Annotated in this window: 11 protein-coding genes; all 11 read right to left on the bottom strand. The window is 32.1% G+C overall.

The features are described 5' to 3' along the window. Positions 1-955: 955 nt before the first annotated feature. The 11 genes from ABWP20_RS10780 to ABWP20_RS10730 all read right to left on the bottom strand — a co-directional run bounded on the left by ABWP20_RS10780 (position 956) and on the right by ABWP20_RS10730 (position 18279). Positions 956-2824 (bottom strand): invasin domain 3-containing protein, encoded by a 1869-nt coding sequence (locus tag ABWP20_RS10780; RefSeq protein WP_353095809.1) that lies wholly within the window; start codon positions 2822-2824, stop codon positions 956-958. 112 nt (positions 2825-2936) lie between these two features. Then, the gene (locus ABWP20_RS10775) at positions 2937-6404 is read right to left on the bottom strand and encodes an S-layer homology domain-containing protein (protein ID WP_353095808.1); all 3468 of its coding nucleotides are present in this window, start codon (positions 6402-6404) and stop codon (positions 2937-2939) included. 296 nt (positions 6405-6700) lie between these two features. Beyond that, positions 6701-9757, bottom strand: a complete 3057-nt coding sequence (locus tag ABWP20_RS10770) for an efflux RND transporter permease subunit (protein WP_353095807.1) — start codon at positions 9755-9757, stop codon at positions 6701-6703. Further along, positions 9750-10928: an efflux RND transporter periplasmic adaptor subunit gene (locus tag ABWP20_RS10765; RefSeq protein ID WP_353095806.1), complete on the bottom strand. Its 1179-nt coding sequence runs from the start codon at positions 10926-10928 to the stop codon at positions 9750-9752. The genes ABWP20_RS10770 and ABWP20_RS10765 overlap by 8 nt, the downstream gene beginning before the upstream one ends. Before the next feature lie 38 nt (positions 10929-10966). Further along, positions 10967-12391: a TolC family protein gene (locus tag ABWP20_RS10760; protein WP_353095805.1), complete on the bottom strand. Its 1425-nt coding sequence runs from the start codon at positions 12389-12391 to the stop codon at positions 10967-10969. Positions 12392-12422: 31 nt separating this feature from the next. Then, complete coding sequence (locus tag ABWP20_RS10755; RefSeq protein WP_353095804.1) at positions 12423-12908, bottom strand: MarR family winged helix-turn-helix transcriptional regulator; 486 nt, start codon at positions 12906-12908, stop codon at positions 12423-12425. Between the two features lie 211 nt (positions 12909-13119). Then, positions 13120-14964 carry a heavy metal translocating P-type ATPase gene (locus ABWP20_RS10750; RefSeq protein ID WP_353095803.1) on the bottom strand — a complete coding sequence of 615 codons (1845 nt, stop codon included), beginning with the start codon at positions 14962-14964 and terminating at the stop codon, positions 13120-13122. 14 nt (positions 14965-14978) lie between these two features. Next, positions 14979-15200, bottom strand: coding sequence for a cation transporter (locus ABWP20_RS10745; protein ID WP_353095802.1), 222 nt, complete (start codon positions 15198-15200; stop codon positions 14979-14981). A gap of 199 nt (positions 15201-15399) precedes the next feature. Further along, positions 15400-15771, bottom strand: coding sequence for an ArsR/SmtB family transcription factor (locus tag ABWP20_RS10740; protein ID WP_353095801.1), 372 nt, complete (start codon positions 15769-15771; stop codon positions 15400-15402). 218 nt (positions 15772-15989) lie between these two features. Then, positions 15990-17102, bottom strand: coding sequence for a TolC family protein (locus tag ABWP20_RS10735; RefSeq protein WP_353095800.1), 1113 nt, complete (start codon positions 17100-17102; stop codon positions 15990-15992). Positions 17103-17178: 76 nt separating this feature from the next. Next, positions 17179-18279 (bottom strand): S41 family peptidase, encoded by a 1101-nt coding sequence (locus ABWP20_RS10730; protein WP_353095799.1) that lies wholly within the window; start codon positions 18277-18279, stop codon positions 17179-17181. Positions 18280-18339 lie beyond the last annotated feature (60 nt).

Here is an 18339-nt window from a genome sequence, read left to right as displayed (position 1 = left end):
CTTTTATCGCATACGGCGTTCCATCGATAATATTATATGTAGTCTAATTGTCCCCCAACAACTAAGCTGTCCTTTTATAACATATCATACTTATACTTTAGTGTTAAATTAAATTCATCTATATATATCAATAGTACTATATGTTATACTTATACTAAACCTTATAATTGACCGATGGATATCTTCTATAATAATTTCAAAAAATAAAAAAAGACTTCAGTGACTTATGGTTTCCCTTCATCATCTGAAGCCTTTATCTTATAGATAATATTACTTAACTATATTATCATTTAAATTTAATTTCATAACGAATGTATATGGGGGTATACATTCAAATATATTTCATTCCAATTTTACACATATATATTACCGACTAGGTTCCTTCGCTACGACTTGTTTTACCCTCTCTTTATGTTACCATAAAGATACAATCGGCAAGCCATCTACACTACTATGAACCCGCTGAGCCTGTATAAGTATCATTAAATCTGCTAATCTTCCTCTTATACAGCATCAAACGTTCCCCTTTACTTATCCCTACTTTTGACTGCCTTAGATCTCCACTAACGATATAGACAAATCAGGTTTAACAGCTTAAATTATTCCTAATTCAGCAGGATATCTCATTCCTACTGGTTCATGCCAAGCTCAAGGTATTGGTATTTATTTTAACAGCATGAACTAATTCTATAACGCCTTTACATGGATTAGGATATCTTGACCATAGCAGTCTTTTAAGGAGCCCCGCACAGGAGTTTCACCTATTACGTCTTCACCTGGCTTCACATCTGTAAAGTAGCAGCTCTACTAGACATGCAGGAGGATTAGGCATAGGACTTAAAAGCTGTTTTCCTAGATAGGATTTTCACCTAACTATTTAGTAAAGGAGTTAGGGATCTGTTTATCCCCACTCATTTCGTTTTATTAACTTATTGAGTAACGTTTCGCACTTTTATTATTGAGCTATTTTAACTTCAATGTTTGTATCTGCTATAAAATCATCATTATGATTTACAACAGTTAAGTTTACCTTACCTTCTCCTGCAGTAATTCTAATTTCTTTATCATCAAATGCAGCAGTTACGCCTTTATCAGCGATTAATTTAACTTTACCTATTACAACACTTGGTGTACCATCAGAAGTTTTTTCTTTTATTTCAACAATATCTTCATTATTTAACACAAATTCTGTTTCAACTTTTCCTTCTGGACCTTTTGCGTCTATAGTTAAGATATCTTCTAATTTAATAGCTTCTTCTTTTTCTACTTTTTTAACAGTAGTAAACTTAGCACTTTCAATAGAAGGTGTAGTATCTATAACTTCCACTGTCATTCTATCAACTTCATCTTTAAATGAACCATTTACTTTTTTAGCTACTACTGCATAACTTCCAGCTTTATCAAAAGTTATTTTATTATTAGCTACTACTGCATTTTGCTTATTATCTCCTTCTACTTCTAAAACATACTCATCAGCCTTAATTAAATCTTCTTCTTTAACAAGACCATTTTTATCTAAACCTTTTAGCTTAAAGTTTCCAGCTACATTAGATACACCTTTTATATCTAGTTTCTTCTCAGTTAATTCAAGCTCATAGTTAACTATATCTCCTGGCTCTTTTACTGATACACGAATTTTAGCTATTTCTACATTATCTACTTTTAACTCAACATCTGCACTAGCTGCTTTAGCTGCTGCTGTTACTTCAACTTCATAAGTTCCTTTTACTTCATCATCTTCTGTAACTGTTTTACTAGCTATAACAGTCTCATTAGCAAAAACAAATGAATCTTCTACTCCTGTTACAGGATTTCCATTTTGATCTTTTAATACTACTGTAAATTTAGCAGCTTTTCCTGAGGATATCTCTAATGCTTTTGTGCTTACTGTTGACTTTTCTGCACTTATTTGTCCAGCTTCACCAACATTTAATTTTACATCTTTTGTAAAATCTCCAGATTTAACTGTTATTGTAGCTTCGCCTTTAGCATTAGCTGTTAAGTTTCCATCAGCATCAACTGATATAACTCCTGGTCTATTTGATTTAAATTCAAATATACTATTGATTAATTTAACAGCTTCATCTTCAGCTTTCATATCTTTAGTTTTGCCTTTTATTTCGAATTTAGCACCTGTTCCTAATCCAATTGTGCCAGTTGCAAGTTCTACTCCTCCCGCAACTACTTTTATAGATTCTATTGAAGTAACTGTTTTTGCATATTCTTGTACATCTACAGAAACTCTTTCGGATTTAGCAACTTCTTTGCCTTCCTTAGACACTACTACTTGATATTCAAACTTCTTTACATCTCCTGTAATGTTAACTTTTGCATCATCTATTGATTCTGATAAATTGCCAAATACTTTAGCACTTGCAATAAATTTAACTTCATATCCAGCATCAATAACATCTTGTAATTTAGCTGCTTCTGATTTTCCATTTATAGCAAATTCTAAAGTTCCATTTTTATCAACTGTTTTACTAATAGCACTTACCTTTACAACTTTTAATTCTTCCTCTGTTTCTTCTACTGGTGCTAAATCCTTAACTAATTCTCCTAATCCCGCATTTGGATTTTCTGTTGATGATTTAACAACTTCTTCTGCTTTGTAAAACTTGTTATCATATTCGATTAAATATTTACCTTCTTCTCCTAAAGCCACATCTAAAAATATTTCATCATCAAATATCCATTCTAGAAACTCTTTTTGTGTACCCGTTTCTTTAACTTTTAAATCGAAATCAGCTGCAAGCGCAGATGCAGAACTTAATACTATTGATGATGCTAAAACCAATGAGGTTATTCGTTTCACAGGTTTCATTCTTTTGCCCCCTTTATTCTATTTTATCTTCGCTCATATTGTTTTATAATTAGACATTTATCTCCGAATGGAGATAAATGTCTAATTATTTATTTACTTAATTCTTTAAATCTTACTTAGTGATAGTTGCGGATATAGTACTTCCATCCTTTAATTCAACTATTACTTTTTCAATTTCATTTACATGATCAAGTGCAAATCTTATATCATCTTTAACTTGAAGTTTATCTCCATCTACTTTTTCACCATTAACTTCTACAGCTTTTACTTCTGATACTTTTTCAGCATTGCTTAAAGTAATTTTAACTGCTGTTCTTCCTGCTATTGATCTAACAACAGCTTCAGCTGTAACTTTTTCTGGATCTACTGGATCTACTGGGTCCACTGGATCTACTGGATCTTTAACTTCTTCTAATTTGATTTCTGTAGCTAATCCTTCTTTATCGAAAGTAACTTCTACTTTGTCACCCTTCTTTAAAGCTTTAACTACTGCATCTTTACCTATAGCAACAGTTCCGTTTTTGTCAACAAGTTTAACTGTCTTATGAAGTTCTACTACTTTTCCATCTACTTCTATTAAGTTTTCAGCAATGTTGATATAAGTTACTTTACCTTTATCATCTGTTGGTTTTGTTCCACCATCTGTTGACCAGTTCTTACCACTGTCAAACTTGAAGTCTCTGAAGAATAATTTAACTTCAGTATCTGTACCTGCTTTAACGTCTTTTTCGTTGATATCATATTTCTTAACTACACCTGCGATACCTTCTTTAATACCTGCTCTGATGTAATCGCCTTCGTTGATATCACTTAGAGTTAATTTAGTACCTTTTCTGTAGAATACAGATTCATTATCTACTCTTACTACAGTTGTCTTAGCATCTTTACTATCTTCTCTATCGATAAGAGTTATATATTTACCTGCTATCTTATCTACTTTACCTGATACTGATTGTAAATCTTTATGTTTGAAGTTAGCTTCTACTTTACCATTTGATTTCTCAACGAATAGAGCTATATTTCTTCTTTCAAATCCGCCTTCTTTTTCGTAATCGCTGCTGTTGCTTAATTCAACTCTAACTTCTTTGTCGCTTCCAGCATAAACGATATCTGCGAATCCGTCTCCATCATTCTTTCTCATAGAAGTTACATATCCAACGAATGAATCGTCACCGATTTCTTCGAAGTTCTTTAAGAATACTACTAATTCTGCTGCATCTCTTCTAGTATCTTTTGCTATTACTACTGGAGTTTCTTTCTTTATGCTCTTGTCAACTATGTCAGTCCATTTTGCATATTCTACATCTGCAGCATCTTCTAATGTTTTACCATCTTTACCAAATGCTGGTGAGTAGTTAAATACTGCTACGTCATCTTTTACCATAGTATAGCTACTATCTTTTTCTAATCTGATACCTTTCTTAGCTATATCATAAGATTGGTCAGCATTTGCTAATACTATGCTCATATCCTTACTTGCTTCGCCTTCTGCTTTCTTGAAGTCTGATCCGTTATAGTAAGCAATTAATTCGATTTCTTTGATATCGCCTTTACTGTTAACTTTGTATCTTACGATATCTCCTTTACTTACGTCTACTCCGTTTCCATCAGCTTTATTATCATTTGCTGCTAGAGTCTTATGAGTTCTACCTTTGTAACCGAATGCTTTGTTGTCATCTAAGTCTAATTCATATTCTACTGTTTTTTCTTCGTAGTTTAATAACTTAACATAGATGTCACCATATTTTCTATCTACACCTGTAACAACACCATATAGAGTACCTGAAGCTGATTCGATTCCGCCTCTAATATGTCTTACGTCACCTGAAGCATCCATTAATAATGTAACTGCTGCTTTATCTGCTGATAAATCATCTAATTTATCTTTAGCCATATCAACCATTTCAATAGTTGCATCACTATCAATAGAAACTGTTGTTATTCTGCCACTTGTTACATCATATTTCTTACCATCAAGTTCAACGTCTATTACATTATCGTTCTTACCTTCTCTGTAAGACTCAAGTTTACCTTCAAGTTTGTTTCTTACAACTAATACATAAGCAACTTCGTCTTTGGATGATGCTTCTTCTAAGGCATCTCCATCTTTTGAACCTGTATTGAATTTGTCATTTAGATAAACAACATCATCTTTCTTGATGTCTTCCATCTTCATTGATTGACCTTTGTTATCGAAGATTTGAACTTTGTCATAATCTTTTGCTTTAATTTTCTTTTCGTCATCTTCGTCATTGTCGAAGTAAACGATTTCATCTTTATCTGCTTTACGAACTACTCCTGGGTTTCCTTCCCATTGATGAGCATCAATTAATTTAACGTTCCCTCTTCTATTTAATACTACTTTAGCAAATAAGTGCTTGCTATTATCACTTGTCTTGTATGCAGTTTCATGGAAATCTTTGAAATTCTTAATTGAAGTATTATCAATATAGAAAACTGCATCGTTAACATCTTTTGCACCATGTTGAATATCATATGCTTTATCTTCGTTTACTAATAGTATTTCGTAGTCTTCATATGTTTCATATTCTGTTCCATCAATAGTATCATAGAATACTTTAAATGGTCTGTCGCTTAATTCGAAGTAAACGATTTCATCTTTATCATTAATATAGACATTTAATGATTCACCTAACTTTTCGCCTATTGCCTCTACATCTACTGCTCTTTCGTCGATATCGAATGTTTCGTCATCGCCTTTTTCATATCTTTTTTCTTTGTCTGCTTTTCTTATAGCATCTGTGTAGTATACGTCTTTTTCAAACTCTACTCTTATTTGGTCTTTTTCAATTTTTTCTACTTTTGGAGTAGCTACTACAACTACTTCATCTAGTTTATTGATTTTTAGTCTTTCTTCAAGTAGAGTAATCATTTGCTCTTCCCATTCGAAAGCACTACCATATTTAACTTGTTTTATAACTTTACAATCTAATGTATTGTTGATTAATATACCAACTGTACCTCTTTTTGATGCTGCATTTGGTGTAAATTTAACTCCTGTAGAGATACCTAATTGAGCCGCTTTAGCTGTATAAGCTTCTGCCCAGTTTACACCTGGTGTACCTATTCCTAGGAAACTATCTTGATATCCTAATGCTCTAACTAGCATAGTTAATGCTTCTGCATGTGATACTTGTTTACTTGGTTGGAATGATCCATTTGGATATCCTTTTAGTAATCCTTGTCCTGAAGCAACATTGATATATCCTGCTGCCCAATGACTTGCTGGAACGTCTGAGAAATTAGTTCTACCAACAGCTGCATTTGCTGCTGAACCTAATCCTAGAGCCTCAACTAATATTTTAGCAAATTCTGCTCTTGTAACATCATTTTCTGGTCTGAAGGTTCCATCTGGATATCCTCCTATAATACCAAAAGCAACTAATCTTGATATTGCTTTTTCATATTCAGTTCCAGCTACGTCTTTTGGAACTTCCTTTAATGCTTTATCTGCTGTTTCAACATCTGCTGCATAAGCAGGTGTGAATACAGATGCAAAGCTTCCTAGTATCATAGCAAATACTAGTAAAAATGAAAAAATTCTTTTCATCTTATTCATGCTGTATTTCCTCCTTTTTTTTATTTACTTTTTTTGAAGTAGTTTTGTTCTTAGCTTGATGGCAAACTCTTCACAAAATCCACCAAACTTGTAAAGGCTTGGTTTAACTGCAAAGTTTTCCCTTACCCCACATCATATTAATTATTATAGCATCAACCTTTCTGAAGGTCAATGATTATAAGAAGTTGTAACATAACTGTAATATTGTAATAATTCAGAGTCTTAACTTCTTTATATTACATTATATATGGTCTTTCTCCAAAATACCATTACAGTTATGTTACATTTTAATTTCTTTATTGTGCTTCTATAGGTTTCTTATTTTCCTTCTTACTTGCAAATATCATAAAGGCTGCTGGTATTACAAGTACTGTCAGTACAGATGATACCATAAGGCCAAATATTATGGTATATGCTAATGGTGCCCAAAGGCTTCCTCCCCTTATTCCCATAGGAACTAATCCTATAACTGTTGTAACCATACCTATTGTAATAGGTCTTAGTCTAGCAAGAGAAGCAGTCTTTACTGCTTCTAATGTTTCAAGTCCTGTTCTCTTTAAGATATTTATATAATCTAAAAGAACGATACCATTGTTAACTACAACACCCATCAAACTAACTACTCCGTTTAATGCCATAAATCCTAGAGGATATCCTGTTATCTTTAACCCCAGTATAACCCCTATAAATGATAATGGTATAGTCCCCATGATTATAAGTGGCTGTCTCAAATCAAAGAACTGGAACATTAATATTAAGTAAACTAATACTATAGCCAATATAGAAGGTGCTATAAGAGATTCAAAGGCTTCTACCCTATCTTCATTTTCCCCACCAAATTCATAGGTATATCCCTCTGGTACTTCAAATCCTTCCATTCTTTCTTCTACTATATCTAGAACTTCCGCTGCACTATGTCCTGCCTTTGGATGAAGACCTACTGTTATAGTACGATCTCTGTTTCTTCTTATTATTCTATTTAAATTAAATTCAGATTTTATATCTGCTACTTGATTAATAGGTACATTCTTGTCTGTTATTCGTGATGTTATAAATATATTGTTTAACATATCTGCATTTCTTCTTTGTTCAGAAGGTATTCTCAGCATAACTGGTACGTCATCATCAGAATTATCTGGTCTTAGCTTTGTCATTTCTATTCCATTTACTGCCATTCTTACTGTAGAAGATATATCATAGTTAGTAAGTCCAACCATACTAGCCTTATCTTGATTTACGTCTATGGTCATCTTAAGTGTTTTTGAACCATAATCATCTTGAACGTGCTGTCCTTCTTCTACTGTGTATAATATTTCTTTTATTTGAGTAGATATATCCTTTAATACATCTACATCTTTTCCTGATACTCTAACTTGTACAGGTAATTCTACTGGAATTGCATTCTCAAGCTGCTTTACTTCAATTCTCGCTCCCGGTATATTTTCATTTAGTTTACGTTGAATATTTTCTATCTGTGCTATTTCCCCATTTACTACAAACTGTCCCTTATTACTTGCGATTTGATTTCCAAAGAATGAAGGATAGAACTTAGGAATACCATCTCCTACTTTAGAAAGGAAATTAGTTATAGAATCCTCTTCTTGAAGTAATGATTCTATATCATGTATAACCTCATGGGTTCTTTCCACTGTAGTTCCTTCTGCAAGAGTAACGTCAATTACATATTGATCCCTTTCCACAAATGGGAATAGTTGAAGTCCAAGAGTTGGTATAAGTAAACTAGTTAAAGCCAATGCACCAACTGCAATTAATATAGTGGTCTTTGGTTTTCCCAGTGCTTGGTCTAAGAAGATTTCATAAAATTTTAGAAAAGCTTCTCCAAGTTTATTAGTCAATATATGCCTTTTCTTTGTTGAAGTTTCTTCTTTCTTCTCCTTTAAGAAAGTATATCCCATGGCTGGAACTATTGTTAATGATATTAAATATGAACACATCAAAGCTATTGTAACCATTACAGGTAAGTCCTTGACGAATTTTCCTGCAACACCTTTCATCATTGCCAGTGGCAAGAAGGATGCAACTGTTGTTAATGTAGATGTAAGGATTGCTATTCTTACTTCCTTTACTCCTTCTGTAACTGCAAGCTTTCTTTCCTTACCTTGAGATAGATGTAAATCCATATTATCATTGGCAACTATTGCATTGGATACTAACAGCCCAAGACAAACTATTAATGAAGCAATGGATACTTGGTGAAGTATGATGCCAAAGAATTTCATAAATACAAAGGTTGCCATAACTGTTATAGGTATAGAAGATGATACTACTAAAGCCGACCTTGGCCCCATGGTTATAAGGACTACAACAACTACCAATACTATAGCTGATATTAGGTTTTCTTCAAAATCCTTTATAGCATCATTTACATATTCTGATTGATCCGTTATTATATTTAAATGCATTCCACTTGGAAGTGTTTTTTCATATTCCTTTAGTGATTGTCTTATTTTCTCCCCTATTTTAACTATATTCTCTCCTTCAGAATATTTTAATGTTAATAGAAGAGCCTTCTCTCCGTTGGCACTAACATAAATATTTCTTTCTCCTTCTTGCTCCGTTATATTAGCTATGTCTTTTAAGTATATGATATTACCTGCCTCTGACATTCCAACTATTGTATTTTTTATGTCATTTATGTCATTATATTCACCTGTAGTTGTAATAGGTATATTAGACTTTTGGAGTTTAAGACTGCCGCCCGGAATATTTATATTCCTAGCCTTTAGAACTGTACCTATGGTAGTCATTGATATCTTAAAGTTCCTCATCTTCAATAAATCTAAATCAATGTGTATTTCATTTTTTATATGTCCATCTATTTCAACCCTGGATACTCCGTCTATTTTCTCTATTCTTTCCTGCAATTCATCTGCTGCAAGTTTTAAATCTTTATATTTATATTTTTCACCACTTATGGTAAACAGCATACCATAGGTATCTACTAATTCAGTATCTACTTCTGGATCGTAGACACCTTCTGGTAACTCTACCTCATCTACTTTATCCTTTAATTTATTCCATGTTTCTGTTATTTCCTCATCCGTTAAATCCACTAATCTAACTACTATAACCCCTACATTATCCAAAGAATAACTAGTCATAAGTTTTATATTTGGAACTTCATTTATTTTATCCTCCAATGGCTTTATAACTAATCTTTCTACATCCTCTGGAGTAGCACCTGGATAAATAGCCTGTATTTTTGCACCTGGAGATACAACATCTGGATTTTCCTGTCTCTCCATTTGGATATATACATATACTCCTGATAAAATTGTAAAAATTGCTAATATAGCTATAATGCTTCTATGCTCTATACACCATTTAGTCATTTTCTTCAACTCTCCTAGCGTTTACTTCTTCTCCTTCTAAAAGACCGAATTGTCCATGTACAACTACCAATTCACCATCCTTTAGTCCTTCTACAATTTGTATATTATCCCCGAATACTGCTCCAACTTCAACTTCTCTCTTAGTTACAGTTTTAGTATTTTCGTCATATACAAATATTGTAGATTTGTTGGCATCATCTACTACTGCATCTATAGGCATCATTATTGTAGTTACTTTATCCATATTTAAAATTACATTAGCTATCATTCCAGGTTTTATATCTCCATCTTTATTATCTATATCTATTTTTACTCCAAAGGTTCTCGTTTCCAAATCCGCTGTAGTATCTATATTTGATATTACTCCTTCCATTTCCTTATCTACACCATAGACAAACAGATTTACTTTTTTACCTATTTTTATATAATCTATTAAATTATCAGGTACACCTATCTCTACTTCCAATGTATCTAATCGTCCTAATACAAAAGCTGGATATCCCGGTGCTATAGTTTCTCCTACTTCAAAAATTTGTTTCACCACTGTTCCATTTATTGGACTATGAATTACAGTATCACTTAATTGGGACTGGGCTAACTCAAGGGCAGCACCTGCTTGGGCAAGCTGTGCCTCTGCAGTTTCTTTTGCATCTAAGGCTTCCTGATATTTATTCTCTGCAACTACTAATGATACTTCTAATTCTTCTACTGTTTTTGTAGCTACAGCTCCTTTTTCATGTAATCTTCTTACTCTATCTAATTGAGTATTTATAAAATCCAAATTTGCCTTAGCTTGATTTATAGAAGAATCTATCTTAGAACTAAGCTGCATATTTAAAGAATCATATTGAGCTTGAGCTGCTATTACCCCTAGTTCATAGTCATGAGAATTTAAACTCATAAGTGCTTGGCCTTCTGATATACGGTCCCCTTCTTTTACATGAACATTTCCCACAACTCCTGCAACCTTAAAGCCTTGTTTAATTAATTGTGCCGGCTTTACATTACCACTGATTTCCACATCATCAGAATAATCCTGTGTCTTTACTTCCAGTATTTGAACAGGTTTTAATGGCTCTGCCACTACTTCTACATCTTTCTCTTTACAACCATAAAGCATGGTTGTTAAAATCACTAATAGTATTAACAAACTTGTTTTGCGTGATTTCATGTTTTCCCCCTCCAGTTATATAAATTATATAAGATATTTTAGTAGATAAAGTTTCCAGTATTGTTTAAATACTGCATACGTGCTAAGTTATACGCATATGTTATTTTCACAACATTTTCTTCAATTTCAGCTAGTTTTTCTTCCGCAGCTAAAACTTCTATTATAGTTCCAGCTGAGTCTTCTAGATTTAAATTCTTTAGTAAACTGGTTTGTACTCCAAATCCTTCTTTGTATTTTAATGTTGCAATCTCTAAGTTTCCTTCTGCTTCTTTTATCATCTCTTTAGTAGATGACAGCATGGAAGCTACTGTATTAACACTATTGTAAGATTGACGTATTGAACTTTCAACTTCTAATTTTGCTTGATTGAAATTTATTACAGACTTTTCCTTTAATGCCTCAGACTCTTGGTATTGAAATGTATTGGATGGATATTTTTTCTTAGTTTCATCGAAGTTTGTACTATATACTACTACTTCTCCTAAAGCCTTTTTTATTTCCAGCCTTTGTTTCATACCATTAATTAATCCTTTTTCCAAATCAAAATCCTCTGTTTTTTCCACAAGTACATCTGTTAAAACTAGTTCCTTATCAAAGTCTATATTTAGATTTTTCTTCAATTCTACTATTGCATTTTCTAAATCTCCTTTAGCTTTTTCATATTGTATTTTGGTAGATTTATAATATGTGCTTGCTACAAGCATATCATCTTTAGCTTTTAGCCCTTCATTATAGCTGGCAGTTGCAAATTCATACTGAATCCTGCCTCGTTCCATTGCCTTCTCTTTTGCTTCTACCATTTGTTTAGCTTGAAGTACATCATAATAGTTCTTTTGTATCAATAATGCAATACTATTTTTATATATATCGAAGGATGCTTGAGTAACTTCAAAACCAATGTCTGCCATGGTGTTTAGCACATCAGAAGTAGAATCAACATTCAGTGCATCTAAACTTGCAAAATCAAGAGTTGATGATATAGTGCCTCCTGCTTCTTGTAATGCATTGATTATCTTTAGACTTCCATCACTAAGCCTATCTCTTGAATCATCAATTGATTTTTTAATTCCATTTTTTATACTGTCTTGAATTTCAGTAGGCAAACTATCTATCTTAGTTCCAGCTTTAATTGTCTGACCATTTCCTAAAGATACATCGCCTGGAACTACTCCTTGATTTAAAAGTCTCTCTGCCTGATTTATTTCCTTTTGTGCATCTCTTAGGCTTTTATCTCCTCGCCTTAATTTTCTTGTAGAATAATGAGCACTTCGTTTTGTTATATCTGCTAGTTTAATCTCTGATTCTACTTGATCTAATGCTAAACTATTGTCTATACCCATAAGTACAGCTTCTTCCATTGTTAACTTTAGCACCTTATCATCTTCTGCAAAAACTTCCACAGCAGACCCTAAAGTCATTGTACATATAAGGGCAGAAATTATTATTCTCTTTATTCCTTTCATTTTTTAACTCCTTTCTATTATGTTTAAAATATTATCTTTCCATTTCAATAATCCCTTGCTGAAATGTTTTTAGTAGGCATATCAATTGATCGTTTTCTTCAGTACTCAATATTTCCATCAATCTCTTAGACCATATAATATAGTCCTTCGTAATCGTTTCTACACATACAATACCCTCTTTGGTTATTTTGATAACTATTTTTCTTCTATCTTCTACACTTCTAACTCTTTTCACCAAGGACTGCTCCTCTAATCTATCAATCAAGCCTGTAATATTTGCATTGGACAGAAGCATCCTCTCTCCTATCTTAGACATATACATTTCTTCTTTTTCTTTACATCCTTTATAAATAATAACTAAGACATTAAACTTTGTATTGGATAAATCATATACTTGGAAAAATCTATCATGTACTTCTTCCAGCATATCCTTAGTTTTTAGAAGTTCTATAGCTATTTTACTAGCTATTTTTTCTATCCACTTATAATTTTCGGATAACTTTTCCAATCTCTCCAATTCCTCACCACCTATATATATTTTAACAATAATTTTAGTATAACTGATTTATATCAATATGTAAATAGTTAATTAGGATATATTTAATATGTTAAGTATATTTGCGGTAAAGCATTATTGGAAACTTAATATATTTTATGTATATAACAAAATTCTTTACGTTCAGTATTAAACATAAAGAATTCTTGTTACACAACATTTGGCTATAGTATTATAAATTTTGTACATTGAGCGCTCTAAAAGCATTTAATATTGCAATAATAGTTACACCTACATCTGCAAATATAGCCGCCCACATAGTAGTTATACCTAAAGCGCTGAGAATAAGAACTATTACTTTTATTCCAATTGCAAATGCTATATTCTGATATGCAATTTTTAATGTTTTTTTAGAAATTCTCATTGCAGTTGAAATCTTTGACGGTTCATCAGTCATAATTACAATATCTGCAGCTTCAATGGCTGCATCAGATCCTAATCCGCCCATTGCTATTCCAATATCTGCACGAGCCAATACAGGAGCATCATTAATTCCGTCACCTACAAAAGCGAGTTTCCCCTTATCAGATTTTTGAGAAAACAGTTCTTCTAGTTTACCCACTTTATCAGCTGGTAATAATTCTGCATAAACTTTATCAATGCCTACATTTTCAGCAACCTTTAAAGCAATATTTTTATTATCACCTGTTAGCATAACGGTATTCTTAATATTAGCTCCCTTCAATTCTTTGATTGCTTGGGCTGAATCCTTCTTTAGCTCATCTGCAATTATAATATAACCTGCATATTGATCATTAATTGCAACATGAACTACTGTGCCAATTACTTCTCCCTCAAAATAAGGAATTTTCATTTTTTTCATGAGTTTAGTATTTCCAGCCATAACTTTCTTTCCATCAACTATTGCAACAACACCATGACCTGATATCTCTTCTACATCTTTAATACGCCTATTGTCTATTTCTTTTCCATAAGCATGTTTCAATGACAAAGATATGGGATGATTAGAGTAGCCTTCTGCATATGCAGTTAATTCTAATAACTCTTCTTTTGATACTTCTTCAGGATTGATTTCCTGTACATTAAATACACCTTTCGTCAATGTTCCAGTCTTATCAAATACAACGATTTCAGTTTTCGCTAATGCTTCTAGATAGTTACTGCCTTTAATTAAAACTCCCTTTCTAGAAGCCCCTCCTATCCCCCCAAAGAAACTAAGAGGAATTGAAATAACTAAAGCACAGGGACAGGATACTACAAGGAATGATAAGGCTCTGTATATCCAGTCACTAAAGGTGGCTTCTGCTATAATAAGAGGAGGTACAATAGCTAGAATAGCAGCAATAATTACAACCACTGGTGTATAATATCTAGCAAATTTAGTAATAAATTGTTCTGAATTTGATTTTTTACTACTTGCATTTTCAACTAAATCAAGAATCTTACTTACAGTAGATTCTTCAAACTCCTTATCAACCTCTACTGTAAGAACTCCGTTTATATTAATACACCCACTTAATATATCACTTCCCACTCCTACTTCACGAGGAATAGATTCTCCTGTTAAGGCTACAGTATCTAGCATTGAACTTCCCTCAATAATCTTACCATCCAGAGGAACCTTTTCTCCAGCCTTAACTACAATAATATCCCCAATTTGTACTTCATCAGGGTCGACTTTAATAATGTCGTCACCTCTTTTTAAATTTGCATAATCTGGTCGAATGTCCATAAGATTTGAAATCGATCTTCTCGACTTATCAACAGCATAGCTTTGAAATAGCTCACCTACTTGATAGAATAACATAACCGCAACACCTTCAGGATACTCACCAATTAAAAATGCGCCAATGGTAGCGATACTCATTAAAAAGTTTTCGTCAAAAACCTTACCTCGAGAAATATTTCTAATAGCTTTTTTAACTATATCTCTACCTACAATGATATAACTAATTATAAACAAAGCAATCTGCAACCATTCAATATTTAAATCAATAGCCACTGCTGCAACAAAAACTACTGCACCAATGATTATCCGCCAAAGACGCCTTTTCATCCTCACTCAACTCCTTACGCTTTTTTCATGACAACGTCTGGTTCCATGTCTTTAATAATCCTTTCTGCTTCCTGTATAATTTCGGATATCTTTTCATCTTCACCATCAATAATAAGTTTTTTAATCATAAAATTAACACTGGCTTCCTTAACACCATCAAGCTTACTAATAGCTGTTTCAATTTTTGATGCACAATGTGCACAATCTAAACCTTCAAGTACAAATTTCTTTTTCATTATTACTTCCCCCTTAAATATTATTATTTTATAAATTGTTATAACCTCATTAAGTTTCAAGAAAATCTGCGTCAAATGTTTTCTTAGAAGCTTTTCTTATTACTGTATGACTTTGAAATTCTCTTAAATCATTGAGCAGTAATATGAATACATTAGTATGTGTTCATATTAAGTATAAAAAAATATTTCATTATGATGATTACCGCTTCTCATTGATATGAATCAAGCCTTGATCAAATATCTGTTTTACGTGTTCATCATCTAAAGAATAATATACTACCTTACCTTCTTTTCTATTTTTCACTAGAGTAGCCTGTCTTAAAACTCTTAGTTGATGAGAAATTGCCGATTGAGTCATGTTCAACAAGGCAGCAATGTCACAGACACACATTTCAGCTTCATTTAGAGCCCATAATATCTCAATTCGCGTTGAGTCTCCAAATACCTTAAATAATTCTGCCAAATCATAAAGATTTTCTTCTTCAGGCATTTTATCTTTCACCTTATTCACAACATCTTCATGAATTACATTGCAGTCGCATCTTTCAATTGAATTAAGGTTTTTAATCATATTATCACCTCTTTTTAAAATACATCACTTGAACGCATGTGCATTCATTCATATATTATGCCTTTATTATATTACCATATTTTTGAAATGTCAATAGTTATATGAATATTTATTCAAGTATTCATTAATCTTTTTAAAATTAAAAAATGCACCTTCAAAAGTTAAATCTATTATCTAACTTTTGAAGGTGCATTTATTTTTTAAAATTGTAATTATTTTTATCTAACTGATCCTATATTTACAGCTTTATTATATTCAATTATACTTAAGTTATAATTTGATATAGCATCTGATACTGCTAATTCTGCATTATATAACTGAGTTATAGCCTCTTTTACTTCTAATATAGTTCCCATACCTACATTATAGGAAATTTCCCTAAGTCTTAGACCTTCTTCTGCCTTTTCTACATTTGCTTTAGCCAAATTTATTTGTTTTTCTGCTGTCTTTATTGCATCATATTTTCCTCTAATATCAAATTCTGCATTCTGTTTAGCATTGTTAAGTAGATTTTCTACCCTTAACATGCTACCTTCTTTATATTTATACACAAAGGTATTTGGAGGGTATACTAGGGCATTTGTTTTTAAATCTAATTTCACAAGGTCATAACTATTTTTCATTTGAATCATTTCAAATCTTTTTTCATATGAGCTTTCAATATCCTTATCTAAATTAGCAGAAAACTTTTCTTCTTTAAAGTCAGAAGTTAAATTTAATTTTGTATCTAAAGGATAGTTTAAAACCATATTCAATGCTCTTAATGCCATTTGTTCATCTTCTTTAGCTTTTTCCGCATTTATCTTAGCTTCATTTAGAGCAATTTCTGTAATTATAAAGTCTGACTTAGAAGCAACACCTAAATCAAGTTTTTTCTCTATAATATCCTTATGTCTATTGATATTTTCTAAATTGCTATTTACTACTTTTACATGCTCCTTTGCCTTTAATGCTCCATAGTAAGCATTTACAACATTATATTTTATATCTTCTATTATATAATTCTTTTTTAGTTTTTCTTCTTCTAAAGCATAGTCTGCTTTTTTTGATAGCATATTCTCGTCTAATAGAAATCCCTCTACTCCTCCTATGCCAATATCACTTTTTCTATATTTTCTTTCATCATAGTTTGCTTCATTTAGTTCTACTTTTTTTATCTCAATTTCCACTTCATTTATTTTAATCTCTGGGGAATTTTTTATTCCTATTTCTATAGCTTCTTCTAGGGAAAGTGTTGTTTTTATACTATCCTTAGCTTCCTCTGCAAAAGAAATTATTGGTGTAGCCAGCATTATAAAGGCTAATATTAGACTTATAGATTTTTTTTTCAAATTATATCCCTTCTTCCTTTTTTTGTTAAGTTCAACCATAAGTATCAAAAACGGTGCCAGGCACCGTTTTTGATACTTATTTTAGTAATTCTATTGCCTTTTTGAGTTGCAAATCTTCTTTTTCTGTGTTTTCCACCTTGATATCTGGTTCAACACCTTTTCCGTTAATCGAAGTCTTATTTGGTAATAAGTATTCTGCTGTTGTCATCTTAATTATACTGCCATTATCTAATGTTATGATTGATTGAACTGTGCCTTTTCCATAGGTAGTTGTGCCAACTACTTTACCAGCATTTCTTTCTTTAACTGCTCCTGCCAATATTTCTGATGCAGAAGCTGATTTTTTATTCACCAAAACTACTATTTCATATTTTGGTTTCTCCAAGGTTGAAACATGAGTTATCAATGGTTTATTATTTTGTTTTATATGGACTATTGGTCCCTTCTCTATAAATAAATCAGCCATATCTACTACTTCTGTTAGTAAACCACCTGGATTACCCCTTACATCTAATATTATCTTCTTGATATCTTTTTTATCTAATTCTTTAAGAACATTTTCTACTTCTTTAGTAACATCTGTCGTAAATTCTGAAATCTCTATATATCCTATTTTCCCGTCTATTATCTTATATTGCACTGATGGCGTACTTACAACATCCCTTTTTACATCTATATCCAGAAGCTTTGTTCCTCTTTTTATACTTAATCTAACAGTTGTACCTATTGGCCCTTGAATTAATTTAGATACTTGATCCAATGGCATATTTGATATATCCTTATTGTCTACTTTAATAATTAAATCGTCTTTTTTCACTCCTGCTAATTCTGCTGGCTGCCCCTTTATAGTATCTAGTACATTTATATAGCTTTCTTTTTCTTCTATATAAATCCCTATTCCACTAAAACTACCTGTCAGTTGTTTCAATAGATCCTCAGATTCTTCCACATTATAATAAGAGCTATGTGGATCTAATGATTCTAACATACCCTTCAATGCTCCCTCTATAATATGGCTATCACTATATTCTAGAGGATATTCCTGTTTTATGTAGCCATATACTTCTAAAAGCAATCTTAGATCCACATCATCATTATTATCTAGTTGAGTCTCTGCCATGACTATATTAGGAAAAACTAGTGTGAGTATAAGTAAAAATAATACTATTTTCTTCATAATACCCCTCCTCGTATAATATGTTTAGAAGCACTTTTTATTAAGTCTTCTAAGCATATT

Origin of the sequence: Tissierella praeacuta (assembly GCF_040396155.1) — a bacterium.
GTDB classification, from domain to species: Bacteria; Bacillota; Clostridia; order Tissierellales; family Tissierellaceae; genus Tissierella; species Tissierella praeacuta_A.
Note: the sequence above shows the minus strand (reverse complement) of the source record. Positions and strands in the feature narration are given on the sequence as shown.

Bases quoted from the DNA above. Each gene is read 5' to 3' on its own strand.
- ABWP20_RS10740 (WP_353095801.1), bottom strand. From the start codon at position 15,771: ATGATTAAAAACCTTAATTCAATTGAAAGATGCGACTGCAATGTAATT.
- ABWP20_RS10775 (WP_353095808.1), bottom strand. From the start codon at position 6,404: ATGAATAAGATGAAAAGAATTTTTTCATTTTTACTAGTATTTGCTATG.
- ABWP20_RS10765 (WP_353095806.1), bottom strand. From the start codon at position 10,928: ATGAAATCACGCAAAACAAGTTTGTTAATACTATTAGTGATTTTAACA.
- ABWP20_RS10770 (WP_353095807.1), bottom strand. From the start codon at position 9,757: ATGACTAAATGGTGTATAGAGCATAGAAGCATTATAGCTATATTAGCA.
- ABWP20_RS10745 (WP_353095802.1), bottom strand. From the start codon at position 15,200: ATGAAAAAGAAATTTGTACTTGAAGGTTTAGATTGTGCACATTGTGCA.
- ABWP20_RS10780 (WP_353095809.1), bottom strand. From the start codon at position 2,824: ATGAAACCTGTGAAACGAATAACCTCATTGGTTTTAGCATCATCAATA.
- ABWP20_RS10730 (WP_353095799.1), bottom strand. From the start codon at position 18,279: ATGAAGAAAATAGTATTATTTTTACTTATACTCACACTAGTTTTTCCT.
- ABWP20_RS10760 (WP_353095805.1), bottom strand. From the start codon at position 12,391: ATGAAAGGAATAAAGAGAATAATAATTTCTGCCCTTATATGTACAATG.
- ABWP20_RS10750 (WP_353095803.1), bottom strand. From the start codon at position 14,964: ATGAAAAGGCGTCTTTGGCGGATAATCATTGGTGCAGTAGTTTTTGTT.